The following is a 24,723-nucleotide window of genomic DNA, read 5'->3' as shown; positions in this document are numbered from 1 at the left end:
AGCCCTTTGGAGGGCAACGATTTCGGGCCCCTGCGGCGCCTTGAGTCGCGGAAATGGCGAAAATAGCCACAACTTTCCCCCGATTTCATGGCCAAACGAATCATTCTGAGTTACCCGGACAAACGCCTGCACACGGTGGCCAAGCCGGTGCAGGGCGTCGACGCGCGCGTCAAGGCCCTGGTCGCCGACATGCTGGAAACCATGTACGACGCCAGCGGCATCGGCCTGGCGGCGACCCAGGTCGACGTGCACGAGCGCGTCGTCGTCATCGACATTTCCGAGGAGCGCAACCAGCCGATCGTGCTGATCAACCCCGAGATCACCTGGGCCAGCGACGAGAAGGTGCTGAACGAAGAGGGCTGCCTCTCGGTGCCCGGCATCTACGACGGTGTGATGCGTTCCACCTCGGTGAAGGTGCAGGCGCTCGACGAGAACGGCGAGTCGCGCACCATCGAGGCCGACGGCCTGCTGGCCGTGTGCATCCAGCACGAACTCGACCACCTGCTCGGCAAGGTGTTCGTCGAATACCTTTCCCCCCTGAAGCGCAACCGCATCAAGAGCAAGCTGCTCAAGCAGCAGCGCGAAGACCTGCGCGAACGGGCCTGATCCCATGCGCGTACGTGGTTTCGGTTCCCTTGCCGCGATGGCGGTCGTCGCCGTCGCGGCCCTGGGGCTTGCCGGCTGCGCCAACGAACCCACGCGCGTCCAGCCGGGCGCCACGGCCGCCGACACCCTGCAGCGCCTGGGCGCGCCCACGGGCCGCTACCCGCTGACGGGCGGCGGCGAGCGGCTGCAGTACTCGCGCATGCCGGCCGGCTTCGAGGTAACCGACATCGATGTCGACGCCTCGGGCAAGGTGGTCTCGGTGACGCAGGTGCTCAGCGAGGCGCGCTTCGGCCATGACATCAAGGTCGGCCAGTGGCGCCAGAACGATGTGGTGGCCTTCTACGGCCGCCCCTATGAAATCACCCGCGTCAGCTCCTTCGACGGTGTCGTCTGGACCTGGCGCTACAAGGCCGTGAACGAGCGCCGCATGCTGTACATCTATATCGATCCGACCGGCGTGGTCCGGCGCTATCACACGGGGGACGATCTCGAGCTCGATCGGATCCGCGATTGAGCCGCCTCAGAGTCGTTTTCGCGGGCACGCCCGAGTTCGCGCGTGTCGCGCTGGAGGCCATTGCCGCCGCCGGCCATGACGTGGTGCTGGTGATGAGCCAGCCCGACCGGCCCGCCGGCCGCGGCATGAAGCTGCAGGCGTCGCCCGTCAAGCAATGCGCCGTTGCCAACAATTGGCCCGTGGCCCAGCCGCGCAGCCTGCGGCTCGATGGCAAGTACCCCGACGAAGCCTCGGCCGCGCGCGACACCCTGCTGGCCGCCAGGCCCGACGTGATGGTGGTCGCGGCCTACGGCCTGATCCTGCCCCAGTGGGTGCTCGACCTGCCGGTGCACGGCTGCCTCAACATCCATGCGAGCCTGCTGCCGCGCTGGCGCGGCGCCGCGCCGATCCACCGTGCCATCGAGGCCGGCGACGCGCAGACCGGCATCACCATCATGCAGATGGACGCCGGGCTCGACACCGGCGACATGCTGCTGCGCGAGGCCGTCGACATCGGCGACGACAACACCGCCCGCCTGCACGACCGGCTGGCCGAACTGGGCGGAAGGATGATCGTCGAGGCGCTCGCGGATATCGGCGCGCTCGTCCGCACGCCGCAGCCGGCCGAAGGCGTTACCTACGCCAGCAAGGTCGAGAAGCACGAGGCGCTGATCGACTGGGCCCAGCCGGCCGACGCCATCGTGCGCCGCATCCGCGCCTTCGACCCCTTTCCCGGCGCCAACAGCCCGCTCGACGGCGAAACCATCAAGCTCTGGGCGGCCCATGCGGTGCCGTACCCCGCGGCATCGGCCGCGCCGGGCACGATCCTCGCCGTCACCGATGCCGGCGTGGCCGTGGCGGCGGCTGCCGATTCGGTCGTCACCGTCACCGAACTCCAGCGGCCGGGCGGCAAGCGCCTCGCCGTGGCCGATTTCCTGCGCGGCTTCGACCTGAAGCCCGGGCAGGTGTTCGGCTGATGTTTCTCTCGCAAAGCATCCGCGGCCGCCCGGAATTCCGCATCGGCATGCGCGACATGTCTCCGGTGGCGCTCGGCATCGGCGCCTGGGGGCTGATGACCGGCGTGGCCATGGTCAAGTCGAACATGAGCGTGCTCGAGGCCGTGGCGATGACCCTGCTGGTCTACGCGGGCAGCTCGCAGCTCGCGGCCATTCCGCTGCTGTTCGCGGGCGCGCCGGCCTGGGTGATCCTGGCCACGGGCTTCTGCGTCAACCTGCGCTTCGTGGTGTTCAGCCTGCACCTGCGGCCCTACCTCATGCACATGCCGCGCTGGCGCCGCATGCTGCACGGCTACCTCACGGCGGACATGAGCTACGCGCTCTTCACTAAGAAGTACCCGAAGCCGCCGCTGACCATCGCCGAGCAGGAAGCCCAGGAGGCCTACCTCACCGGCAACTACTTCGTGACCTGGTGCGCCTGGATGGGCATGAGCCTGCTGGGCGTTGCGCTGGCCAACTTCATTCCGCAGAAATGGGGCCTGGGCTTCGCGGGCGTGCTGAGCCTGGTGGCCATCGTCTGTTCGATGGCGACCACGCGGCTGCGCGTGCTGGCCGGGCTGATCGCCGGCGCCACGGCCGTGGCGGCCTATGCGCTGCCGCTGAAGCTCAACATCGTGGCCGCCATCGGCGTGGCCGTGCTGCTGTGCTTCTGGCTCGAGAAGCAGCTCGGGCTCGACCCGAACGCGGAGGACGACAAGTGAGCAGCGCCGGCGCAACCACCGACTGGTGGACCATGGCCGTGATCGTCGGCCTGGCCCTGGTCACCGTGCTCACGCGCTGCTTCTTCTTCATTCTCGACCGGCCCTGGGGCCTGCCCGACTGGGCGCACCGCGCGCTGCACTACGCGCCGGCCGCCGCACTCGCGGGCGTGATCGCACCCGAGATCGTCATGACGCAGGGCCACCTGATCACCACGCTGCACGACGCCCGCCTGTACGCGGCGGTGGTCGGTGCCGCCTATTTCTACTGGCGGCGCGGCGTGCTCGGCACGATGCTCGCGGGCATGGCGGTTTATCTGCCGCTGCACTTGGGCTTGGGCTGGTAGGCGGCTAGTCGAGCTTCACGCCCGCGGTCTTGATGATGTTGCCCCAGCGCTCGCTCTCGGCCCGCGAGAGCTTGTAGAAATCCTGCGGCGTCCCCGGCAGCGCCTCGAAGCCGAAGTCCGCGAACAGCTTCACCACCTTCGGCGCCTTCATCGCCTTGTGCAGCTCGGCGTTGAGCCGCGCCACCGCTTCCGGCGGCATGCCGGCCGGGCCGATCAGGCCGTGGAAGGCGTAGGCGTTGACGTCGGGGAAGCCGGCCTCGACGAAGGTCGGCACCTCGGGCAGGGCGCCCGCGCGCTGCGGCAGTGCGATGGCCAGCACGCGCACCTTGCCCGACTTGATGATCGGCAGTCCCGAGGCCAGGTCCAGCATCATCGTCGGCACCTGGCCGCCCATCACGTCGGTCATGGCCGGCGCTGCACCCTTGTACGGCACGTGCGTGATGCTCAGGCCGGCCTTCTGCTTGAAGAGTTCCATCGCCATGTGGTGCGGCGAGCCGTTGCCGGGCGAGGCGTAGCTCACCTTCTCGGGGTTGGCCTTCACGTAGCGCACGAACTCGGCCACGTTCTTCGCGGGAAAGTCGGGGTGCACCACCAGGGCGACCGGGAAGCGGCCGATGGTGCCGATGTAGGTGAAATCGCTCGCGGGCTTGTAGGGCAGCTTGGCGAACATGTGCTCGTTGAAGAGCAGCGCCGCGTTCTCGGCCTGCATGATGGTGTAGCCGTCGGGCTTGGCCTGCATCATCACGCCCACGCCGATGTTGGTGGAGGCGCCCGGCCGGTTGTCGATGATGAGCGGCTGCCCGAGCGAAGGCTGCATCGCCTCGGCCAGCGTGCGCGCGAGGTTGTCGGTGCCGCCGCCGGCCACGTAGGGCACGATCCATTTGATCGGCTGGGTGGGATAGGCGGCCGGCTGTGCGGATGCGAGGCCGGTGGCCAGCGCGAAGGCCGAGGCCAGCAGGGGAAGAAGGAATCGCTTCATCGTCTCTTGTCTCCGTTGCTTGTTTTGGAATCGGTTCAGCTCACTCGCCGCGCAGGACCTGCCACAGCTCGCGGTCGCGCTCGGCGGTCCACACCACCGGGTGCTCGATGCCGCGCAGCTCGTCGTATGCGCGCGAAACATCGAAGGGCAGCACGTGCTGGAACACGGGCCAGTCGCCGAAGCGCGGCGTCATCGCCGCTTCTGCCCGCGCGAAGCAGCCCTTGAGCGTCTCGCCCGCCGCGATGCCGGCTTTCACGCTCTCCAGCAGCGTCGAGAGAAACGCCTTGGTGAGCCCGATGGCCTCGGCGCATGCGGCTTCGTCCTGTAGCACCGCGCCACGGCCGGGCACCAGCACGCGCGGCTTCAGCGCGGCCACAGCGTCGAGCGTGCCGGCCCAGTCGCCGATGTAGGCGTCGCCCGCATATACGCCGCAGCGGTTCTCGACCACGTCGCCCGAGAAGAGCACGCCGCAGTCGGGCAGCCACGCGACCGCGTCGCCGCCCGAATGGCCGCGGCCCAGGGACATCAGCCGCAACTCGCAGCCGCCGCCCAGCGGCAGCGTGGTCTCGCGATCGAAGACCTTCGTGGGAATGGTCAGCCCCGGTATCTCCTCGACGCCCGCGAACAGGCGCGGAAAGCGGCCGACCTCCGAGTCGAAGTCGGCCTGGCCGCGCGTGCGAATCCAGTAGAGCGTGCCGCTGCTGGCGACGATCTCGCGCACCTCGTCGAAGGCGCTCGCGCCCATCACGCGCACCGCGTGGTAGTGGGTGAGCACGATGGTGCGGATAGGCTTGTCGGTCACCGTGCGGATGGCGGCCAGGAAGTCGCGCGCCATGCGCGGCGTGGGGCGCGTGTCGATCAGCACCACGTGCTCGTCGCCGACGACGAAGCCGCAGTTGGGATCGAAGTCGCTGATGTAGCCATAGGCGCCGGGCCCGAGCTCCTGCAGCCGGGGCTTCTGCTCGCGGGTGTCGGAAGCGGAAGCGAAGGAAACGGTCGTGGTCATGGGGTGTTCGTTGTCGTGGGGTCTTCTTCGGCCGCCGCCTGGATACAGGCGAGCAGCACGTCGTGGTCGGCGCACTGGTTGGCCAGCAGCAGCACGAGGCGGGCATTGAGGTCGGCGCTCTGCGCTTCGCTGCGGCCTTCGTGTGCCGCGAGCAATGCGGCGTAGAAGCCGTCGGGATCGGGGATGCGGGGCTCGGTGATCATGGGTTGCTGTTGTCGTGGGCAAGCGCGATGCGCAAGGCGGCGGCGATGGTTTCCGGGGTCGGGTTCGCCAGCACGGCCGCGCGGTAGGCGTCAGGCCGAACGAGGACGAAGCCGCCCGTGTCGCCGATGCCGAGATGGCTCGCGAGCTTCTCGTCGGCCTGCAGCGTGGGCAGGCCGCTGTTGCCGCCCACGGCCAGCAAGTGCAGTGGCAGCGACGCAGTGGCCTCGAGCGCCGCATTGGCCTGCTCGCGCGTCGGCGCGAACCACAGGCCAATGCAGTGTGTGCCCTCGGCCAGCAGCTGCATCAACGTCGTCTCGCGCCCATCGGCCCAGCGCAGCGGCAGGTTCTGCACGGATCGTCCGCCCTCGGGCAACTGCGGCGCGGCCGGGTACTCGTTCGCGACCGACATGCGCCCGGTGTTCACCAGCGCGCGCGCAAACGGATGCCGCGCGGCCAGCGCCACCACGGCGCGGCGCAGCGTGTGCTCGGCCGGCGAGCGCGGCGCAAGGAAACGGGCCGAGCGGCTCGTGACCTGCAGGTTCTGCTTCGCGGCGGGCTGCCGCTCGGCGTCGTAGCTGTCGAGCAGTGCATCGCCCGCCTTGCGCTGTGCGACGAGTGCCAGCTTCCAGCCGAGGTTTGCCGCATCTTGAATCCCGCTGTTCCCGCCGCGCGCACCGAACGGGCTCACCACATGTGCCGCATCGCCGATGAAGAACACGTGGCCGTGCCGGAAGCTGTCGAGCAGGTGGTCGCGGTAGCCGTACGGCCCGATCCATACGAACTCGAACTCCACGTCCGGCCCGAGCTGCTCGCGCAGCCGCGCGCCCGCCACCTCGGGCTGGCTGATGTGGGCCGTGTCGCAGTCCTCCGGCATCTGGTAGTCGATGCGCCACACGCCGTCGGCCATCAGGTGCTGCCACACGCCGCGGCCTTCGTTGAACGGTGCGTCGACCCAGGTCCAGCGCTCGGTCGGCAGCGGCTTCCTGAAGCGCACGTCGCTGATGCACCAGCGGTCGGTGCTGCGCGAGGCGTGCGCCTCGATGCCGAGCTGCGTGCGGATCGGGCTGTTGGCGCCGGTGGCGTCGATCAGCCGATCGGCCTCGATCGTGTAGCTGCCTGCGGGCGTCTCGATGTCCAGGCGCACGCCGTCGGTGAGCTGCTCGACGTGCGTCACGCGGCTCTTCCAGCGCACGTCGGTCAACCCGAGCTCGAGGATGCGCTCGACCAGGAACCACTCGACATAGAACTGCTGCAGGTTGATGAACGGCGGCTGCTTCGAGACGCTGTTCGCCTGCAGGTTGAAGTTGTAGACCTCCTGCTCGCCCGAGAAGGTGCGCCCGAACGACCAGGTGATGCCCTTGGCCGCGATGCGCTCGTAGATGCCGAGGCGCTCGAAGATCTCCAGGCTCTTCTGCGCGTAGCAGATGCCGCGCGACGATGCGCCGCGCACGCCGACGGTGTCGTCCTCGTCGAGCAGCACGGCGTGCACGCCGCGTTGCGCGAGGTCGCAAGCGAGTGTCAGCCCCGAGGGCCCCGCGCCGACGATGACGATGGGGTGCCGCACGACCGTCGTGCCGTTCAGTTCGGGCGGAGGCGTGAAAGGCCAGCTCGGCAGCTCGTAGGCCGGCGCGAATGCAAAGGTTTCCATGATGTTCTAGAGCGCGTGCGCGAACTCGGCGATCGCATCCGCCGCCTTCGGGATCAGCTCTGGCTGCCCCGCGAGATAGTGGTTGCCGCCGACGATGTCGACGTTGCGGATGCGCGATCCACCTGCCGCCATCCACGCGTCGCGCGTGCTCGGAAAGGTCGACTGGTCGCCCGTATAGGTCAGCAGCAGCTTCGGCACCGTGGTGCGCGCGAGGTTGGTCGGTCCGTCGGCCTGCGAGCGCGACGACCATTGCGAGAGGAACGCCGTGAGGGAGGTGGTGCGCCCCATCGCGTTGGCCGAGTAGTTCACCTGCCGCGCGTCGCCCCACACGCTGCCGGGCAAACGATCGTTCGCATCGAGCGACAGGTCCACGCAACGCGGGTCGGCATGCGTGCGGTAGACGACGAAGGCCTGGTCGCGCGGCGCGCCCGGCGTGCTGCGCAGCAGCGCGAGCCGGTCGATGGCCCACTGCTCGATGCGGTCCAGCCGCGCCTTCTGCGCCGCGCTGAAACGCGCGAGAAACGCGCTGTCGTAGGGCATGCGATGGCGCGCGTCGTACATGTCGAGTTCTGGGTCCACCGAGAGCGGGTCGTGCTCGTCGGTGACCGACGGATCGATCCAGTCGCGCATCAGCCGCGTGCGGCCCAGGTGGGCGGCGCACAGCGCGATGCCGTCCACGGGAGGCAGGTCGCTCGGGTGCAGGTGCGTGGGGTCGCCGTCGGGCAAATGAGTGGCCGTGAGCTTCTCGGCCTGCGCCTGGTAGAAGCTTGCGAGCGCCGCGCCGCCCGAATTGCCGACGAGGAACACCTTCTCGTAGCCGGCCGCGCGCAGGTACTGCACGCCTGCGCCCAGGTCTTGAATGGCGCGCTCCATCAGCAGCACCGTGTCGTTGCCTACGAAGCGCGAGTTCAACCCCATGCAGCAGATGCCGCGCTCGGCCAGCGGGCCGATCAGGTAGTGGCCCATGAAGTTGCTGGTCGGGTGCATCACGATGGCCGCGATTTTTTTCGGCCCCGCCGGCGCACGGTAGGCGCCGTAGATGCGCGGGCGCAGCATCTGCAGGCCCGACTGGCTTTCCATCGATGCGCCGGGCTTGACGTCGATGACGGCGAGTTGCAGATCAGACATTCGATACACCCCTTGCAGCACGCAGCTCGGCCTTGCGCGCGGTCCACGCATCGAGGTCCGCATGGGCGCGCAGCGCATGTGCGTCCATCTCGGCCTGCGGCACGGTCGGCGTGGTCAGCTCCACGCGGATGCCGTTGGGGTCGAAGAAGTAGATCGATTCGATGATGTGGTGGTCGGTCACGCCCAGCACCTCGACGCCCGCGCCTTCGAGCCGCGCCTTGGCGGCCAGCAGGTCGGCCACCGAATCGACGCGCAGCGCAATGTGGTTCACCCACGAAGGCGTGTTGGGCGAGGGCAGCGCGGCGACGTCGTCGCCGAGATCGAAGAAGGCGATGTACGAGCCGTCGCGCATCTGGAAAAAGATGTGCACGTAGGGGCAGTACTCGCCCGTGCTCGGCACGTGGTCGCTCTTGATGACGTGGGCCAGCGGCAGGCCGAGCAGGTCTTCGTAGAAGCGGCGGGTTTCCTCGCTGTCGCGGCAGCGCCAGGCGAAGTGGTGCAGCCCGCGCACGGGTGGTGGGGTCGGCATGGCTCGTGTCTCCGGTAAGCCCCGATTGGGCGATGCCGCGTCTTATGATGCAATCGAAATTAATTCATCGATTGATGAAATAACCATATATATGAACCTGACCCTGCGCCAGTTGCGCGCCTTCGCCGCCGTGGCCGAAAGCGGCAGCTTCACCGCCGCGGCGCAGCAGCTGCACCTCACGCAGTCGGCGCTCAGCGTGCTGGTGCGCGAACTCGAACGCGAGATGGGCGTGCAGCTGCTCGACCGCAACACCCGCAGCGTGCAGTTGTCCGAAGCCGGGCGCGAGTTCCTGCCGTCGGTGCATCGCCTGCTCGGTGACCTCATGAGCGCGGTGGCCGGCGTCACCGATCTTCGTGACAAGAAGAAAGGCTTGTTGCGGCTTGCGGCGCCGCAGCTCATGGCCTGCACGCTGATGCCGCGCGTGATCGCGGTCTACCGCGCGCAGTACCCCGACGTCGATGTGCGCCTGGCCGACACGCTGCCCGAGCACCTGCTGACCGGCGTGATGGCCGGCGACGTGGAGCTGGCCGTGGGCCAGGACGTGGCCGTGGACAGCGCCATCGAGCGCCGCCCCCTGTTCCGCGACCGCCACTGGCTGATCTGCCCGCCCGACCACGCCTTCGCCAAGCGCCGCAAGGTGCGCTGGCACGAACTCGGCCCCTACACCTTCATCGCCCCCACGCGCGACTTCCGCCAGCGCGTGCTGCCCGAACTGGCGCCGGCCGAGCGCGACTACATGCTGCGCCCCGGCACCCAGGAGGTGTCGTACATGACCACCGCGCTCGGCATGGTGGCCTCGGGGCTGGGGCTCACGGTGTGCCCGACCTACTCCGCGCCGCTGGTGCGCGCGCACGGCCTGCAGATGGTGCGGCTCGAATCGCCCGACTTCCACCGCGAGGTGTGCGTCTACAGCGCGGCGCGGCGCAGCCTTTCGCCGGCCGCCACGGGTTTTGTCGAGATCCTCGAGCAGTTCGCCAGGGCGCAGCAAAAGGCCTGAAAAGCATCGGCCCGCGGCAACAGCCGCTCAGGGCGGCGACGGGGCCAAATCTACAATGCAGGCCGACCCGTCTTCCACCTCCTCCAGACCCATGAACGTCATTCGATTCACCGACCTCTGCGCACAGGGCAAAGCCGCCGGCCAGCGCGTCTTCATCCGTGCCGACCTCAACGTGCCGCAGGACGATGCCGGCAACATCACCGAAGACACGCGCGTGCGCGCTTCCGTGCCGTGCATCCAGCTGGCGCTCGACGCCGGCGCGGCCGTGATGGTCACCTCGCACCTGGGCCGCCCGACCGAAGGCGAGTTCAAGCCCGAAGACTCGCTGGCCCCCGTCGCCAAGCGCCTCGGCGAACTGCTCGGCCGCGATGTGCCGCTGGTGGCCAACTGGGTTGACGGCGTCGACGTCAAGCCCGGTCAGGTCGTGCTGCTCGAGAACTGCCGCGTCAACAAGGGCGAGAAGAAGAACGACGAGGCGCTGGCCCGCAAGCTCGCCGCGCTCACCGACATCTACGTGAACGACGCTTTCGGCACCGCGCACCGCGCCGAAGCCACCACCTACGGCATCGCGCAGTTCGCGAAGATCGCCGCGGCCGGCCCGCTGCTGGCGGCCGAGATGGATGCCATCAGCAAGGCGCTGGCGCAGCCCAAGCGTCCGCTGGTGGCCATCGTGGCGGGCTCGAAGGTCAGCACCAAGCTCACCATCCTCAAGAGCCTGTCGGCCAACGTCGACCAGCTGATCGTCGGTGGCGGCATCGCCAACACGTTCATGCTGGCCGCCGGCCTGAAGATCGGCAAGTCACTGGCCGAGCCCGACCTGATCGACCAGGCCAAGGCGGTGATCGAGGCGATGCGCGCGCGCGGCGCCGATGTGCCGATCCCGGTGGACGTGGTCACGGCCAAGACCTTCGCGGCCGATGCGGCCGCCACCGTCAAGGACGCGAACGACGTGGACGACGACGACCTGATCCTGGACATCGGCCCCAAGACCGCCGCGATCCTGGCCGCGCAGCTGCGCGAAGCCGGCACCATCGTCTGGAACGGCCCGGTGGGCGTGTTCGAGTTCGACGCGTTCGCGGGCGGCACCAAGGCCATCGCGCAGGCGATTGCCGAGAGCAGCGCCTTCTCGATCGCCGGCGGCGGCGACACGCTCGCGGCCATCGCCAAGTACGGCATCGAGAAGCAGGTCGGCTACATCTCGACCGGCGGCGGTGCCTTCCTCGAAGTGCTGGAAGGCAAGACCCTGCCGGCCTTCGAAATCCTGGCCAAGCGCGCGGCGGGTTGATCCCGGCGGCGGGGAATCTCGCGAGGGTGACTTCCGTCAGACACACAAAGTGTATACAGTAGCGAATACAAAACGGAGACTACCTTCATGAGCACGGACCGCATCCCCCGCCACGCCACCAAGATCGTTGCCACGCTCGGTCCGGCGTCCAACACGCCGGAACTGCTGGAAAAGATGATCCTGGCCAAGGTCAGCGTGGTGCGGCTGAACTTCAGCCACGGCACGGCGCAGGACCACATCGACCGCGCCGCCATGGTGCGCGAAGCCGCCCGCAAGACGGGCCGCGAAGTGGCCATCATGGCCGACCTGCAAGGCCCCAAGATCCGCGTCGGCAAGTTCGCGCAGGGCAAGGTCTGGCTGGAGCCGGGCGCCAAGTTCGTGCTCGATGCCTCGCGCACCGAGCCCGGCGACGCCGATGCCGTGGGCCTCGACTACAAGGACCTGCCGCGCGACGTGAAGCCCGGCGACAGGCTGCTGCTGAACGACGGCCTGATCGTGCTCACGGTGGACGCCGTCAAGGGCGAGGCCGTGCACACCACCGTCAAGCTGGGCGGCGAGCTGTCGAACAACAAGGGCATCAACAAGCAGGGCGGCGGCCTCACGGCCCCCGCGCTCACGGCCAAGGACATGGAGGACATCAAGACCGCGATGAGCTTCCAGGCCGACTACGTGGCCGTGAGCTTCCCGAAGAACGCCACCGACATGGAAATGGCGCGCCAGCTGTGCAACGTGGCGGCGGCCGAGTTCGGCCACAAGCCCGGCATGATCGCCAAGATCGAGCGCGCCGAGGCCATTCCGAAGCTGGAGGAAATCCTGCGCGCCAGCGACGGCATCATGGTCGCGCGCGGCGACCTCGCGGTGGAAGTCGGCAATGCCGCCGTGCCGGCGCTGCAGAAAAAGATGATCCGCATGGCGCGCGACATGGACAAGGTGGTGATCACCGCGACCCAGATGATGGAGTCGATGATCACCAACCCCGTGCCCACGCGCGCCGAAGTGAGCGACGTGGCCAACGCCGTGCTCGACGGCACCGACGCCGTGATGCTCTCGGCCGAGACCGCCTCGGGCCGCTATCCGCTCGAAACCGTGCAGGAGATGAGCCGCATCTGCGAAGCCGCCGAAGGGGCCGAAGACAAGACGCTCGACGCCGACTTCAGCGGCAAGACCTACAGCCGCATCGACCAGTCGATCGCCATGGGTGCGCTGTTCACAGCCCACCACCTGGGCGCCAAGGCCATCGTGGCGCTGACCGAGTCGGGTGCCACGCTGCTGTGGATGAGCCGCCACCGCGCGCACATTCCCATGTACGCGCTGACCTCGCGGCTGGCCACGCAGCGCAAGCTGGCGCTGTACCGCAACGTGCGCCCGCTTCTGATGGACTCGCAGACCGACCGCGACACCGCGCTCGAACAGGCCGAGGCCCATCTGAAGAAGCGCGGCATCGTGCAGAGCGGCGACGTCTACGCGATCACCTGCGGCGAACCGATGGGTGCCCCGGGCGGCACCAACATGCTGAAGATTTGCCGCGCGAGCTAGGCACTCCCCCAGGCTTCGCGCACTTCGTGTCGCTTCTCCTTCCCCCTCGCCGGGGGCAACACCTGCGGCCCGGCAAAGCCGGTTCCGCGGTGTTACTGGCACTCAACCGTTACGAAATAGGAAGCTGTAGGCGTTCAGGGCGGGCACGCCGCCCAGGTGCGCGTACAGCACCTTCGAGCCGGCAGGGAATTCGCCCAGCCGCACCTTCTCGATCATCCCGTGCATCGACTTGCCCTCGTACACGGGGTCGGTCAGCATGCCTTCGAAGCGCGCGCACAGGCGGATGGCCTCCAGCGTGCCGTCGTTGGGCAGCCCGTACTCGGGGCCGCCGAAGCGGCGGTCGAGCACCACGTCCTTTTCGGTGATGTCGCGGCCCAGCTCGACCAGCTCGGCCGTGTTCTTCGCAATGCGAAGAATCTGGTCGTAGGTCTGCTGCGGCTTGGCCGAGGCGTCGATGCCGATCACGCGGTCGGCCCGCCCGTCGGCCGCGAAGCCCACCACCATGCCGGCCTGCGTGCTGCCGGTGACCGAGCAGACCACGACGTAGTCGAACTTGAAGCCCAGCTCGGCTTCCTGCTGGCGTACTTCCTCGGCGAAGGCCACGAAGCCGAGGCCGCCGCGCGGGTGTTCCGAGCAGCCCGCGGGAATCGGGAACGGCTTGCCGCCGGCCTTGCGCACGTCGGCCATGGCCTCTTCCCAGCTCTTGCGGATGCCGATGTCGAAGCCCGCCGCATCGAGCCGCACGTCGGCACCGAGGATGCGCGACATCTCGATGTTGCCGACCCGGTCGTACACCGCGTCCGAGTAGTTGACCCAGTTCTCCTGCACCAGCACGCACTTCATTCCGAGGTGCGCGGCCACGGCGGCGACCTGCCGCGTCTGGTTCGACTGGATGCCGCCGATGGACACCAGCGTGTCGTAGCCGCCCTCGAGCGCCTCGGGGATCAGGTATTCGAGCTTGCGCGTCTTGTTGCCGCCGAAGGCCAGGCCGCTGTTGCAGTCCTCGCGCTTGGCATACAGGTCGACCTTGCCGCCGAGGTGCGCGCTCAGCCGCTTCAGCGGGTGGATCGGCGAGGGGCCGAAGGTCAGGGCGTGGCGGGGAAATTTCTTGAGATTCATGGCAGAGGCTCCGGTGCGTTGAGGCCTTCGATCGTAGGAAGAACGGCTCGCAACGTGCTTGCGAAATTTTCTGGATTCGATCGACAAAAAAATGCACGATGACCAGATCGAATGTTTTTATTCCACAGAAAAAGTAATGAGCACAACAAAATTGCGTATTCCGCCGGAGCTGGATCGCACCGACCGCGCCATCCTTCGCGCCCTCCAGCGCGACGCCTCGCTGTCGAACGTGGCGCTGGCCGCCAAGGTCAACCTCAGCGCCGCCGCCTGCCTGCGCCGCGTCGAGCGGCTCAAGGCGGCGGGGCTCATCAAGGGCATCGTCGCGCTGCTCGACCCCGACGCGCTCGACCTCGGCATGCTCGTGATGATCGGCGTGGTGCTCGACCGCTCCACGCCCGATTCCTTCGCCGACTTCGAGAAGGCCGCGCAGAAGGTGCCGGGCTGCCTCGAATGCCACGTGGTCACGGGCGAGTTCGACTACTTCATGCTCGTGCGCACGCGCGACAGCGACAGCTTCAACCGCCTGCATGCCGAGCAGCTGCTGTACTTGCCGGGCGTGCGGCAGATCCGGACCTTCGTGGTGCTCAAGCAGGTGCTGTCGACCACGCAGCTGCCGATCTGAGGACAGGGGCGCCAAATCAGCGTCAGTGCCGTCCCACAAGGGGGCTCGGTAGAATTGCGGCAGTTTTCTCTCGTCTTTCCGCCTTCTTCTTCCCCTAATTCCAGCGAGGTATTTCCCCATGGCACTCGTCTCGATGCGCGAACTGCTCGACCATGCCGCAGCCAATGGCTACGGCATTCCGGCCTTCAACGTCAACAACCTCGAACAGGTCCAGGCCGTGATGGAGGCCGCCAAGGAAACGGGCGCGCCCGTCATCCTGCAAGCCAGCGCAGGCGCGCGCAAGTACGCCGGCGAAGCCTTCATCAAGCACCTGATCCAGGCCGCCATCGAGCAGTACCCGAACATCCCGCTGGTCATGCACCAGGATCACGGCCAGAGCCCGGCCATCTGCCAGGGCGCCATCGACCTCGGCTTCTCCTCCGTCATGATGGACGGCTCGCTGCACGAAGACGGCAAGACGCCGGCCTCGTTCGACTACAACGTCGACGTGACCCGCAAGGTGGTTCAGCTGGCGCACAAGGTCGGCGTGACTGTCGAAGGCGAACTGGGCTGCCTGGGCTCGCTCGAAACCGGCCTGGCCGGTGAAGAAGACGGCATCGGCGCCGAAGGCGTGCTCGACCACTCGGCCCTGCTGACCGACCCGGAAGAAGCCGCCCAGTTCGTCAAGGCCACGCAGCTCGACGCGCTGGCCATCGCCATCGGCACCAGCCACGGCGCCTACAAGTTCACGCGAAAGCCCACGGGCGACATCCTGTCGATTTCGCGCGTGAAGGAAATCCACGCCCGCCTGCCCAACACCCACCTGGTGATGCACGGCTCGTCGTCGGTGCCGCAGGACCTGCTGGAAATCATCCGCAAGCACGGCGGCAACATGAAGGAAACCTACGGCGTGCCGGTCGAGGAAATCCAGGAAGCCATCAAGTATGGCGTGCGCAAGATCAACATCGACACCGACATCCGCCTGGCCATGACCGGTGCGGTGCGCAAATTCCTGGCCGAGAACCCCGAGAAGTTCGACGCCCGCGAGTGGCTCAAGCCCGCGCGCGAAGCCGCCAAGCAGATCTGCAAGCAGCGCTACATCGAGTTCGGCTGCGAAGGCCAGGGCGCGAAGGTCAAGGGCGACACGTTGCAGGTGGTCGCCGCCAAGTACGCCAAGGGCGAACTGGCGCAAGAAGTCATTTAATTAAGCTCGCCCCCAGGCTGCGCGCACTTCGTGTCGCTTCGCCTACCCCCTACCGGGGGCGGGCCGGCCGCTTCGGGCGGCCGTGCGCGGCGGCCCTCCCGAATGATCGGGGGCTTTTTTCGCGATCTGCGGGCCACCGTCGATGGAGGCTTTTTTCTGCGCGCACAATCCGAATTCCGCTATCCCGTTTTCACCGCAACTGCCTCATGACCACCGTCCACACCTCCTCCATCCAGAGCCTGCCCCTGCTTGCGCGCGGCAAGGTGCGCGACAACTACGCCGTCGGCGAAGACCGCATCCTGATGGTCGCGAGCGACCGGCTCAGCGCCTTCGACGTGATCATGGGCGAGCCCATTCCCGGCAAGGGCGAGATCCTCACGCAGATGGCGCTGTGGTGGTTCGACCGGCTCGGCCAGCTGTGTCCCAACCACCTGACCGGCGACGCGCCCGAGAGCGCGGTCACGCCCGACGAGGTGCCGCAGGTCACGGGCCGCTCGATGCTGGTCAAGCGGCTGAAGCCGATCCCGGTCGAGGCCGTGGTGCGCGGCTACCTCGCCGGTAGCGGCTGGAAGGAATACCAGGAAAGCCGCTCGGTCTGCGGCGTGCCGCTGCCCGAGGGCCTGACCAACGCCAGCAAGCTGCCGCGCCCGATCTTCACGCCCGCCGCCAAGGCCGCGGCCGGCGAGCATGACGAGAACATCAGCTACGAGCGCGTGGTCGAGATCGTCGGCCCCAAGCTGGCCCAGCAGATCCGCGAGACCAGCATCGAGATCTACGAAACCGCCGCGCAGATCGCGCTGGCCAAGGGAATGATCATTGCCGACACCAAGTTCGAGTTCGGCCTGGACGAAGCCGGCACGCTGGTGCTGATGGACGAGGTGCTCACGCCCGACAGCTCGCGCTATTGGCCGGTCGAGGGCTACCAGGCCGCGCTGGCCGCCGGCACCAACCCGCCGAGCTACGACAAGCAGTTCGTGCGCGACTGGCTCGAAGCCACCAAGATCAACGGCAAGCCCTGGGACAAGACGCCCCCGGCGCCGCGCCTGCCGGCCGAGGTCATCGAGAAGACGGCGGCCAAGTACCGCGAGGCGCTTGAGCGCCTGACGGGCTGATCCCGGTCTTTTTCTTCTTTCAGCGCCCGCTGGTGCTCAGCGTTGCCACGGTCCGACCGCTGGCGTTGAGCAGCGCAAGGCGGTCGGCGCCAGCGAGGCTGTAGCTCGCCGTGCTCTGCAGCGCCGAGATGAACTGCGCCTCGTTGGCGCCGCGCGCCGGGTCGGTGCAGGCCATGCGAGTCGAGGCCAGCTGGCCGATCTTCAGGGAGATGCCGCTGCGCGTGAACGTGCCCGAAAGGCGGTTGCAGCCGCCCGAGCCGCTGAGGCGCCCGCTGCTGCGATCGAACTGCACCTGCGCACCGTTGCCGGGCGCGACGGGCTCGTCGCCCAGCTGAACCAGTTGCCAGGCCGGCCCTTCGATCGGCTCGTCGAGGCTGATGCCGCTCCCGCAGCCGGTCAGGACGGCCAGCAGCGCCGTCGCGGCGAGAACGGGGGGCGCGGTGCGGCGGGCGAGGCGGGCGAAGGAGCGCATGGCCGGTCTTTCCTTTTCGAATTTGCAACAAGTTGAATCGGGCGTGATCGTATGCGACGAGGCCCCGCTCGCCAATGCCGCCGCGTTCACGGGGGAGGCCATGAAAAAAGCGGCCCGCAGGCCGCTTTCGCATCAGCTCAGCACCACGCTGCTCAGGCGGCGCCGGTAGGTTGCCACCACCGGATCGTCCGGCGGAATCTGCCCGTCGGCCACCTTCACCTTCGGCGGCTCGATCACATCGAGGATCGCGATGTAGGTCTTGCGGGCGAGGTCTTCGCTCCAGGTCTTGTCGCGCATGAGGATGTCGAGCAGCTCGTCCATGGCGTCGGTCCAGCGCTGCGCGGCCATCAGCAGGCGGGCGCGGCCGAAGCGGGCGTCGAAGTCACGCTTGTTGGCGGCGATCTTCGCCTCGAAATCGGCCATCGCGGGCGCCGTGCCTGTAGGCGGTGCTGCGAAATCGATAGCGTCCATCCAGCGCTGCAGCGCATCGAAGCGGCGCACCAGCGTGGTCTTGGCGATCACGGGCGCAAAGGCGACCTTGGCGTCGTCGTGGCGGCCTTCCTGCAGCAGCAGCTTGATGTAGTCGAAGCGGGCGTCGTCGTTGGCGGGGTCGGTGGCCACGGCGTGCTGCAGTCTTTCGAGAGCGCTCCCCGTGTCGCCTTCGGCCAGCGCTTCCTGCGCGGCTGCTTCCTCCGAGGCGGCCTCGGCCTCGTCGGCGCCCGGCACGTGCTTGTCGAGGAACTCGCGGATCTTCTCGGCCGGGATGGCGCCGACGAAGCCGTCCACCGGCTGGCCGTCCTTGAACATCACGCAGAACGGAATGCTGCGCACGCCGAACATCTCCGACAGCTGCGACGAGATCTGCGGCACCTTGTCGGCGTCCAGCTTGGCCAGCGTGAAGCGGCCGGCGTACTCGACCTCGAGCTTTTCGAGCACCGGGCCGAGCTGTTTGCAGGGGCCGCACCATTCGGCCCAGATGTCCAGCAGCACCGGCGTGGCGACGGAGCCTTCGATCAGTTCGGCCTGGAAATTTTCGAGAGTGATGTCGATCATCGGAACCAACTGAGGGTGAAACGTAAAATTGAAACCATGAACGAAACCATTCAGGTCGGTGTAGTGATGGGCTCGAACTCCGATTGGGAGACGATGCGCAACGCGGTCGAGATTCTCCAGCAATTCGGAATCGGGCACGAAGCCAAGGTGGTCTCGGCCCACCGGATGCCCGATGCGCTGTTCGCATACGCCGAAAGCGCCGCCGGGCGCGGGCTCACGGCGATCATTGCGGGCGCGGGCGGCGCGGCGCACCTGCCGGGTATGCTGGCCTCGAAAACCACGGTGCCGGTGCTCGGCGTGCCGGTGGCCAGCCGTCACCTGCAGGGCGTCGATTCGCTCTACAGCATCGTGCAGATGCCCAAGGGCGTGCCGGTGGCCACCTTCGCCATCGGCAATGCGGGCGCAGCCAACGCGGCGCTGTTCGCGGTGGCGATGCTGGCGGTGAACGACCCGGCGCTGCGCGCGAAGCTCGACGTCTTCCGCACGGCGCAGACCGCCGCCGCCGAAGCCATGACGCTGCCGCCGGCCCCCGCCGCGGAGGCACCCCCCGTTTCTCCTTTCTCGCCGCAAGGCGGAGGTGCCCTGTGAGCCAGAACGGCGACCTGCCCATTCTTCCGGGCGCCACGCTCGGCGTGCTCGGCGGCGGCCAGCTGGGGCGCATGTTCGCCCACGCGGCTCAGCGCATGGGCTACTTCACGGCGGTGCTCGACCCCGACACCGACAGCCCCGCCGGCCGCGTGAGCCATCACCACATCCACACCGACTACGACGACATCGACGGCCTCGCCCGGCTCGCGGGCCTGGCCGACGCGGTGACGACCGAGTTCGAGAACGTGCCGGCGCCCTCGCTGGAGCACCTGGCCGTCGCGCGTCCGGTATCGCCCGGCGCCTCGGCCATCGCCATCGCGCAGGACCGCATCGCCGAGAAGGCCCATTTCACCCGCTGCGGCGTGCCCTGCGCGCCTTACGCAGTCGTCGAAACCGCGGCGCAGCTTGCCGCCGTCGACGACGGCCTGCTGCCCGGCATCCTGAAGACCGCGCGGCTGGGCTACGACGGCAAGGGCCAGCAGCGCGTGAAGACGCGCGCCGAGCTGGTCGATGCCTGGCAAGCCACGGGCTGCGTGCCCTGCGTACTCGAGAAGATGCTGCCGCTCGAATTCGAATGCTCGGTCATCCTCGCGCGCAGCCGCGACGGCCAGATCGTGCACTTCCCGCCGCAGCGCAATCTGCACCGCGACGGCATCCTCGCCGTCACCGAGGTGCATCCGCAGAACATGCCGAAGACGGTGGCGCAGGGCGCGATCAACTCGGCCAAGAGCATTGCCAACGGTTTGGACTACGTCGGCGTGCTGTGCGTCGAGTTCTTCGCGCTGGCCGACGGCTCGCTGGTCGTCAACGAGATGGCGCCGCGCCCGCACAACAGCGGCCACTACACGATGGAAGCCTGCGACGTGTCGCAGTTCGAGCTGCAGGTACGCACGCTCGCCGGCCTGCCGCTGGCGGCGCCGCGCCAGCACAGCCCCGCGATCATGCTGAACCTGCTGGGCGACCTGTGGTTCCCCGCGGGCGACGACAAGGCTGCCAAGCCCGTGTCGCCGCGCTGGAGCGAAGTGCTCGCGCTGCCGGGCGTGCACCTGCATCTCTACGGAAAGATCGACCCGCGGCGCGGCCGCAAGATGGGCCACCTCACGCTCACCGGCGCCACGCTCGAAGCCGTGCGCACCACGGCCTCGCAGGCCGCGCAGCTGCTGGGCCTGCCGGCGGTGATCACCGCCGACCTCGCATGATCCTCGACGGCCACGCCCCCGAAGCCATCGCCGAAGCCACGCGCGTGCTGCGCGCGGGCGGGCTGGTCGCGTTCCCGACCGAAACCGTCTACGGCCTGGGCGCCGACGCGAGCAGCGACATGGCCGTGGCCGGCATCTTCAAGGCCAAGGGGCGGCCCTCCGACCACCCGCTGATCGTCCACGTGGCGGCCGGCATCAAGGGCACCGAGTCGTTGTCGCGCTTCGCCCAGCCGCTGCCGCTTTTCGCGCAGAAGCTCGTGCAGGTCTTCTGGCCCGGTCCGCTCACACTGATCGTCACGCGCCAGCCCGGCGTGGGCGCGGCGGCGGCGGGCGGACAGGACACCATCGGCCTGCGCTGCCCTTCGCATCCCGTGGCGCAGGCGCTGCTCGCAGCCTGTGCGGAGCAGGGCGTGCCCGGCCTCGCGGGGCCGAGCGCCAACCGCTTCGGCCGCGTCAGCCCGACCACGGCGCAGCATGTGTTCGACGAGTTCGGCGATGCGCTGCTGGTTGTGGACGGCGGCGCGTGCGAGGTCGGCATCGAGTCGACCATCGTCGACTGCAGCCGCGGCGCGCCCGTGCTGCTGCGGCCGGGCCTTATTACGCGCGCGCAGATCGAGGCCGCCTGCGGCGAGAAGCTCAGCGACCGCGAAGTGCTCGAAACGCCCGACCCGCGCGCCTCGGGCACGCTGGAGGCGCACTACGCCCCGAACGCCAAGGTGCGCCTGATGGACGCCAAGGCCATCCAGACCGGCCTCGACGTGCTGGGCGCCAACGCCGCGCACATCGCCGTCTGGTCGCGCGCCGTGGTGCGCAGCCGTTCGCAGCGCGTGCTGCTGCGGCGCATGCCCGACGACGCGGTGGCGAGTGCCCAGCTGCTGTTCGCGGTGCTGCGCGAGTTCGACGCGCAGGGCGTCAAGCTGATCTGGGTCGAGTCGCCGCCCGACACGCACGAGTGGGAAGGCGTGAAAGACCGCCTTCAACGCGCTTCAATGGCCTAACCCCCAGGCTCGCCCACTTCGTGTGGCCGCCAACCCCCTTGCAGGGGGCAATACCTGCGGCCCGGCAAAGCCGGTTCCGCGGTATTCCTGGAATGGGCTCTTCGCTCAGCCTCCGGCCGCCAGTACGCCCTGGAAGAAGCCCCGGGCCGAGGCCAGGCAGAACGGCGGCGCTAGCGTGCCGTGGTACGCGAGCATGACCGCCTGCGCCTTGTCGGACGCGCTGCCCGCTGTGTTCTGCGCCAGCAGGTCCTTGGCCTGCGCGAAGCCGGCGCGCGCGGTCGAGTAGGCGTCGATCGCGGCCGAATCCTCCAGGTCCACCACCGCCAGCGCGGCGGCCGGCACGCCCTTGGCGCGGAAGTAGCCCGAGGTGGCGCGGGTGCTGAGGAAGTTCACCGTCGGGTCATTGGCGCCGCCGCACATCAGCATCGGCCGGGTCGGCACCCAGTTGCGCAGGTCGTTGGCGACGGCCGCCTTGCGGAAACCCGTGGCCGGCTTGCAGTCCAGCGGCGAGGTCGTGCTCAGCGACGCCGCCGTGGCCGGCAGTGCGTTGCCAGGGCAGGGCGCGGCCAGGATGTCGCCGGCCGCTTGCGTCAGGAAGCTCTGCTTGATCAGGTTGTTGGCGCCATAGAAGATCGACAGCGAAGGGCTCACCGGCCCCGGCGTTGCATTCGCCGGGAACAGCGCCAGCTGCGGCAGCTTGCCGCTGGAGAACAGCGTGCCGGGCGTCAGGCTCGGCAGCAGGGTGTCGATGCCGGTGGCGTACTGCGCTTCGTAGATGTCGCTGGTGGCGTTGTAGACGTTGCCGAACTGCTGCTGCCAGCTGGTCGACAGCAGCGGCACGAACAGCGTGGAGCCCAGCGCCGGCCAGCCCAGGTAGGTGTAGTCGGACAACAGGCTGATGGCCGAGGGCGCCGACAGCGGCGCCGATGCCGTCACCGTCTTGCCCGTCGCCTGCATCTCGCGGTGCGCCGCCATCGCGACATAGCCGCCCTGCGAGTAGCCGGTGATGAACAGCGAGCCGGCGTCGTTCGCGTCGATGCCCGAGAAGGTCTTGCGCGCGGCCGTGAGCGCGTCGACCATGTCCTTGCCTTGCTGGTCGCCGTCGAGGTACGGGTGGTAGGGCAGCGTCGACTTGTCGTAGCCCGCGTAGTTGGGCGCCACCACGATGTAGCCCTGCGCCGCGAACATGGCGGCAATCATCAGGCCCTCGCCTGCGGCCGGCTGCGTGCTGTCGGTCCACTTGGCGAGGTTGTAGGCCTTGGCGGCGGTGGTGCCGTGGGCATAGAGCACCACGGGCCGCTGGCCGCCGCAGGCCACGTCGGCGCCGGTGGGCACCATGATCGCGGCGGTGGCGTTGGTCGCCTCGTTCTTCGCGCCGATGGTGCGGTATTCGAGGTAGCGCACGTCGATGCCGCACTTGGGCGTGCCGGCCACCTGCAGCACCGACCTGCCCTGGTCGCTGGCCTGGAGGTTGGCCTTGAACTGGTCGGCGGTCAGCTTGGCCGTCTGCTCGGGCGGGTTGGTGACCACCGAGCCCCGGCCGGTGTCGGCTGCGGGCGGCGGAAAGCCAACGCCGATGCCTACTCCGCCACCATCCCCGCCGCCGCAGGCGGAGAGCAGCAGCAAGGTTGCGCTTGCGAGCGCCGTCCAGGCGGCTGTCTTGCGCATCAGGACGAACGAGGGGGGGCGTGGCTTGGTCAAGGCATGTCTCCTGCGTTGGATTTGTACTGAATAGAACGACCGTCCGATTCTGTGCAGTGCCATGGCCGCGCGCAAGCGGCATTTGCCATCAGAAGATTTCAGTACCCGGCAGGGTCGCGCAGGCCCGCCAGCTGCCGTCAGTTGTCCTGCGAGGCCCAGTCGACCAGCGCGTCGAACGCGGCGCGCGCGGCCCCCGCGTTCTCGCCGTTGGCGATCGCCACCAGCACGTAGCGCCGGCCGCTCGCACCGTCCACGTAGCCGGCTACGCCCGAGGCATCGCGCAGCGTGCCGGTCTTCAGGTGGGCCGAGCCGCCCGAGCGCAGCGTGCGCTTCTTCAGCGTGCCATCCACGCCCATCGCGGGCAGCGAGGACATCAGCTCCGGCATCACCGGCGAACGCCATGCCACCTGCAGCATCTTGCCGAGCGCGGCCGCGCTGATGCGCTCGTCGCGCGACAGGCCCGAGCCGTTCTCGAACACAGGCTGCGCCTCGCCCGTGCCGATGCGCTCGCGCCACCACTGGCCCAGCGCCGCGCGCGAAGCCTCGAAGGTGCCGCGGTTCTTCTGCGTGAGCCCGATCGTGAGGAACAGCTGCTGCGCCATCACGTTGTTGCTGTACTTGTTGATGTCGCGGATCACCTCGGCCAGCGGCGGCGACTCGAACTCGAAGGCCGGCTTCAGCCCCGCCGGCACGCGCCCTTCGCGCATCTGCCCGCCCACGCGCCCGCCCATCTCGGCCCACATGCCGCCGATGGCCCGCATGGCGTAGGTGCGCGGGTCGCCGTACGCCACGGCCCAGCTCTTCTCGCCGCAGGCGGCCGGGAAGCCGCCGTTGAAGCGGATGCGGTTCACGTCGGAGAAATCGGCGCGCAGCGTGCCGCGCCAGTCGCCGCATTCGCCGGGCACGAGCGCCACGGTGGGGGGCATCGCCACGCTTGCGAGCGGGGGCTCGTAGCTCACCCGCGCGATCTGGCCCGTGCGGTCGGGCGCGAAAGTCATGTTGACCGACTTGAAGTTCACGAGCAGCGCGTCGGGCGAGGCGTTGTAGGGCCGCAGCGGCTCGCCGTCGAAGGCGGACGGGTCGCCCTCGACCGTGGTCTCGAAGGCGCTGCGGTCGATCACGATGTCGCCGCTCACCGTGGTGATGCCCAGCCCCTGCACGTGGCGCAGCAGCAGCCACACGCGCTCGAGCACCAGCTTGGGGTCGCCCTGGCCCTTGATGTACAGGTTGCCGTTGAGCACGCCGTTGTTCACCGTGCCGTCGACATAGACCGGCGTGGTCCAGCTGTAGGCCGCGCCGAGCAGGTCGAGCGCGGCGTAGGTGGTGACGAGCTTCATGATCGACGCCGGGTTCACCGGCGCCTGCGTGCGCCAGGCCAGCCGCGGCTGGCGCGTGCCGTCGGCTTCGGCGACCAGCATGGTCACGGACTCGCGCGGCACCTTGGCGCGGGCGAGGGCGGCGTCGACCTGGGTCGGGAGGGACTGCTGGGCGAATGCACTGGCCGAGGCCAGCGTTGCGAGGGTCAGCGCGAAGGCGGCGCGGCGGAAGGCAAAAGGCATGCGCCGATTATCTCGGCGAGAACAGGTGCAGCTTCGCGTGGTACAGCAGCATGACCGTCTTGGCGTCGGCGATGCGGCCGTCGGCCACCATCGCCAGTGCCTCGTCGATGCCAAGTTCCAGCACCTCGATGTCCTCGCCCTCTTCCGCCAGCCCGCCGCCCGCGCCGATGCGCATCGAGGACTCGTACGGCGCGACGAAGAAGTGCAGCTTCTCGGTGACCGAGCCCGGGCTCATGAAGCTCTCGAAGATCTTCTGCACGGCGCCGAGGCGGTAGCCGAGCTCTTCCTCGACCTCCGCGCGGATGCGCTCCTCGGGCGCGGCGTTGTCCAGCAGGCCGGCCGCGGCTTCGATCAGCAGGCCGTCGTGGCCGTTGACGAAGGCCGGGTACCGGAACTGCCGCGTCAGCAGCACGCTGCGCTGCGCGAGGTTGTAGGGCAGCAGCGTGGCGCCGTTGCCGCGATCGTAGGTCTCGCGGTGCATGCGCTGCCACTGGCCGTCGTTGCGCCGCCAGTCGAAGGCGGTGGTGCGCAGCGTGTACCAGTTGTCGGAAAGGAGGGTGACTTCGTGCACCCGGACGCGGTCTTGGATGGTCATGACTGCGAGCATATGTGCATATTCGTGCAAAAACAATGAAAAACGTGCAA

The 24,723-nt window shown here is 68.4% G+C and carries 26 protein-coding genes; 14 read left to right on the top strand and 12 right to left on the bottom strand.

All coding sequences use genetic code 11. The features are described from left to right. Nucleotides 1–87: 87 nt before the first annotated feature. Genes def through ASD05_RS13745 form a run of 5 tightly spaced genes read left to right on the top strand, consistent with a single transcriptional unit; the run spans nt 88 to nt 3,160 of the window. The gene (def, locus tag ASD05_RS13765; protein WP_056592978.1) at nt 88–606 is read left to right on the top strand and encodes a peptide deformylase; all 519 of its coding nucleotides are present in this window, start codon (nt 88–90) and stop codon (nt 604–606) included. A gap of 4 nt (nt 607–610) precedes the next feature. Then, nucleotides 611–1,120, top strand: a complete 510-nt coding sequence (locus tag ASD05_RS13760) for a hypothetical protein (RefSeq protein WP_056592974.1) — start codon at nt 611–613, stop codon at nt 1,118–1,120. Further along, entirely contained in the window at nt 1,117–2,076 is a 960-nt protein-coding gene (gene fmt / locus ASD05_RS13755; protein ID WP_056592971.1) for a methionyl-tRNA formyltransferase, read from the top strand. The genes ASD05_RS13760 and fmt overlap by 4 nt, the downstream gene beginning before the upstream one ends. Beyond that, nucleotides 2,076–2,816, top strand: coding sequence for an AzlC family ABC transporter permease (locus ASD05_RS13750; RefSeq protein WP_056592968.1), 741 nt, complete (start codon nt 2,076–2,078; stop codon nt 2,814–2,816). The genes fmt and ASD05_RS13750 overlap by 1 nt, the downstream gene beginning before the upstream one ends. Before the next feature lie 32 nt (nt 2,817–2,848). Further along, nucleotides 2,849–3,160, top strand: coding sequence for an AzlD domain-containing protein (locus ASD05_RS13745; protein ID WP_056594401.1), 312 nt, complete (start codon nt 2,849–2,851; stop codon nt 3,158–3,160). Nucleotides 3,161–3,164: 4 nt separating this feature from the next. Here the strand turns inward: ASD05_RS13745 and ASD05_RS13740 are convergent, their stop codons facing one another. Genes ASD05_RS13740 through ASD05_RS13715 form a run of 6 tightly spaced genes read right to left on the bottom strand, consistent with a single transcriptional unit; the run spans nt 3,165 to nt 8,654 of the window. Continuing rightward, the gene (locus ASD05_RS13740) at nt 3,165–4,139 is read right to left on the bottom strand and encodes a Bug family tripartite tricarboxylate transporter substrate binding protein (RefSeq protein ID WP_056592965.1); all 975 of its coding nucleotides are present in this window, start codon (nt 4,137–4,139) and stop codon (nt 3,165–3,167) included. A gap of 40 nt (nt 4,140–4,179) precedes the next feature. After that, nucleotides 4,180–5,145, bottom strand: coding sequence for an MBL fold metallo-hydrolase (locus tag ASD05_RS13735; protein ID WP_056592962.1), 966 nt, complete (start codon nt 5,143–5,145; stop codon nt 4,180–4,182). Next, nucleotides 5,142–5,348, bottom strand: coding sequence for a DUF2783 domain-containing protein (locus ASD05_RS13730; protein ID WP_056592959.1), 207 nt, complete (start codon nt 5,346–5,348; stop codon nt 5,142–5,144). Before ASD05_RS13730 ends, ASD05_RS13735 begins: the two co-directional genes overlap by 4 nt. Further along, a complete protein-coding gene (locus tag ASD05_RS13725) occupies nt 5,345–6,997 on the bottom strand; it encodes an FAD-dependent monooxygenase (RefSeq protein WP_056592954.1) in 1,653 nt (550 codons plus the stop codon). Before ASD05_RS13725 ends, ASD05_RS13730 begins: the two co-directional genes overlap by 4 nt. Before the next feature lie 6 nt (nt 6,998–7,003). Beyond that, entirely contained in the window at nt 7,004–8,125 is a 1,122-nt protein-coding gene (locus ASD05_RS13720) for an alpha/beta hydrolase family protein (RefSeq protein ID WP_056592950.1), read from the bottom strand. Beyond that, the gene (locus ASD05_RS13715) at nt 8,118–8,654 is read right to left on the bottom strand and encodes a VOC family protein (RefSeq protein WP_056592947.1); all 537 of its coding nucleotides are present in this window, start codon (nt 8,652–8,654) and stop codon (nt 8,118–8,120) included. Before ASD05_RS13715 ends, ASD05_RS13720 begins: the two co-directional genes overlap by 8 nt. Nucleotides 8,655–8,745: 91 nt before the next feature. Here ASD05_RS13715 and ASD05_RS13710 point away from each other — a divergent pair, with 91 nt between their 5' ends. The 3 genes from ASD05_RS13710 to pyk all read left to right on the top strand — a co-directional run bounded on the left by ASD05_RS13710 (nt 8,746) and on the right by pyk (nt 12,472). Further along, nucleotides 8,746–9,651 (top strand): LysR family transcriptional regulator, encoded by a 906-nt coding sequence (locus tag ASD05_RS13710; protein WP_056592945.1) that lies wholly within the window; start codon nt 8,746–8,748, stop codon nt 9,649–9,651. Nucleotides 9,652–9,742: 91 nt separating this feature from the next. Further along, nucleotides 9,743–10,936: a phosphoglycerate kinase gene (locus ASD05_RS13705; protein ID WP_056592942.1), complete on the top strand. Its 1,194-nt coding sequence runs from the start codon at nt 9,743–9,745 to the stop codon at nt 10,934–10,936. Nucleotides 10,937–11,023: 87 nt separating this feature from the next. Next, a complete protein-coding gene (gene pyk, locus ASD05_RS13700; RefSeq protein ID WP_007829060.1) occupies nt 11,024–12,472 on the top strand; it encodes a pyruvate kinase in 1,449 nt (482 codons plus the stop codon). A gap of 102 nt (nt 12,473–12,574) precedes the next feature. On the opposite strand, the gene ASD05_RS13695 is transcribed toward pyk, so the two are convergent. Next, entirely contained in the window at nt 12,575–13,591 is a 1,017-nt protein-coding gene (locus ASD05_RS13695) for a 1-aminocyclopropane-1-carboxylate deaminase (protein WP_056592939.1), read from the bottom strand. 136 nt (nt 13,592–13,727) lie between these two features. Between ASD05_RS13695 and ASD05_RS13690 the strand changes: the two genes are divergently transcribed. The 3 genes from ASD05_RS13690 (at nt 13,728) to ASD05_RS13680 (ending at nt 16,508) form a co-directional block, all read left to right on the top strand. Continuing rightward, nucleotides 13,728–14,213, top strand: a complete 486-nt coding sequence (locus tag ASD05_RS13690; RefSeq protein WP_042672759.1) for an Lrp/AsnC family transcriptional regulator — start codon at nt 13,728–13,730, stop codon at nt 14,211–14,213. A gap of 118 nt (nt 14,214–14,331) precedes the next feature. Further along, nucleotides 14,332–15,396 (top strand): class II fructose-bisphosphate aldolase, encoded by a 1,065-nt coding sequence (gene fba, locus ASD05_RS13685; protein WP_056592936.1) that lies wholly within the window; start codon nt 14,332–14,334, stop codon nt 15,394–15,396. 206 nt (nt 15,397–15,602) lie between these two features. After that, nucleotides 15,603–16,508 carry a phosphoribosylaminoimidazolesuccinocarboxamide synthase gene (locus ASD05_RS13680; protein ID WP_056592934.1) on the top strand — a complete coding sequence of 302 codons (906 nt, stop codon included), beginning with the start codon at nt 15,603–15,605 and terminating at the stop codon, nt 16,506–16,508. 19 nt (nt 16,509–16,527) lie between these two features. Here the strand turns inward: ASD05_RS13680 and ASD05_RS13675 are convergent, their stop codons facing one another. Both ASD05_RS13675 and ASD05_RS13670 read right to left on the bottom strand, forming a co-directional pair. After that, entirely contained in the window at nt 16,528–16,980 is a 453-nt protein-coding gene (locus tag ASD05_RS13675; RefSeq protein WP_056592931.1) for an META domain-containing protein, read from the bottom strand. A gap of 132 nt (nt 16,981–17,112) precedes the next feature. Beyond that, a complete protein-coding gene (locus ASD05_RS13670; RefSeq protein ID WP_056592928.1) occupies nt 17,113–18,033 on the bottom strand; it encodes a tetratricopeptide repeat protein in 921 nt (306 codons plus the stop codon). Nucleotides 18,034–18,069: 36 nt separating this feature from the next. Between ASD05_RS13670 and purE the strand changes: the two genes are divergently transcribed. Genes purE through ASD05_RS13655 form a run of 3 tightly spaced genes read left to right on the top strand, consistent with a single transcriptional unit; the run spans nt 18,070 to nt 20,818 of the window. Next, the gene (purE, locus tag ASD05_RS13665) at nt 18,070–18,621 is read left to right on the top strand and encodes a 5-(carboxyamino)imidazole ribonucleotide mutase (protein WP_056592925.1); all 552 of its coding nucleotides are present in this window, start codon (nt 18,070–18,072) and stop codon (nt 18,619–18,621) included. Next, nucleotides 18,618–19,820, top strand: coding sequence for a 5-(carboxyamino)imidazole ribonucleotide synthase (locus ASD05_RS13660; RefSeq protein WP_056592923.1), 1,203 nt, complete (start codon nt 18,618–18,620; stop codon nt 19,818–19,820). Before purE ends, ASD05_RS13660 begins: the two co-directional genes overlap by 4 nt. After that, nucleotides 19,817–20,818 (top strand): L-threonylcarbamoyladenylate synthase, encoded by a 1,002-nt coding sequence (locus ASD05_RS13655; protein WP_056592919.1) that lies wholly within the window; start codon nt 19,817–19,819, stop codon nt 20,816–20,818. Before ASD05_RS13660 ends, ASD05_RS13655 begins: the two co-directional genes overlap by 4 nt. Nucleotides 20,819–20,923: 105 nt before the next feature. Here ASD05_RS13655 and ASD05_RS13650 read toward each other — a convergent pair whose 3' ends face one another. The 3 genes from ASD05_RS13650 to ASD05_RS13640 all read right to left on the bottom strand — a co-directional run bounded on the left by ASD05_RS13650 (nt 20,924) and on the right by ASD05_RS13640 (nt 24,673). After that, nucleotides 20,924–22,486 (bottom strand): alpha/beta hydrolase family protein, encoded by a 1,563-nt coding sequence (locus tag ASD05_RS13650; protein ID WP_056592916.1) that lies wholly within the window; start codon nt 22,484–22,486, stop codon nt 20,924–20,926. 170 nt (nt 22,487–22,656) lie between these two features. Beyond that, a complete protein-coding gene (dacB, locus tag ASD05_RS13645; protein ID WP_056592913.1) occupies nt 22,657–24,078 on the bottom strand; it encodes a D-alanyl-D-alanine carboxypeptidase/D-alanyl-D-alanine-endopeptidase in 1,422 nt (473 codons plus the stop codon). A gap of 7 nt (nt 24,079–24,085) precedes the next feature. After that, nucleotides 24,086–24,673: a GDP-mannose pyrophosphatase gene (locus ASD05_RS13640; RefSeq protein WP_056594398.1), complete on the bottom strand. Its 588-nt coding sequence runs from the start codon at nt 24,671–24,673 to the stop codon at nt 24,086–24,088. Between the last annotated feature and the right edge of the window lie 50 nt (nt 24,674–24,723).

Source organism: Variovorax sp. Root434, assembly GCF_001426595.1.
Taxonomy (GTDB): domain Bacteria; phylum Pseudomonadota; class Gammaproteobacteria; order Burkholderiales; family Burkholderiaceae_C; genus Variovorax.
This window is presented reverse-complemented; position numbering and strand designations above follow the sequence as displayed.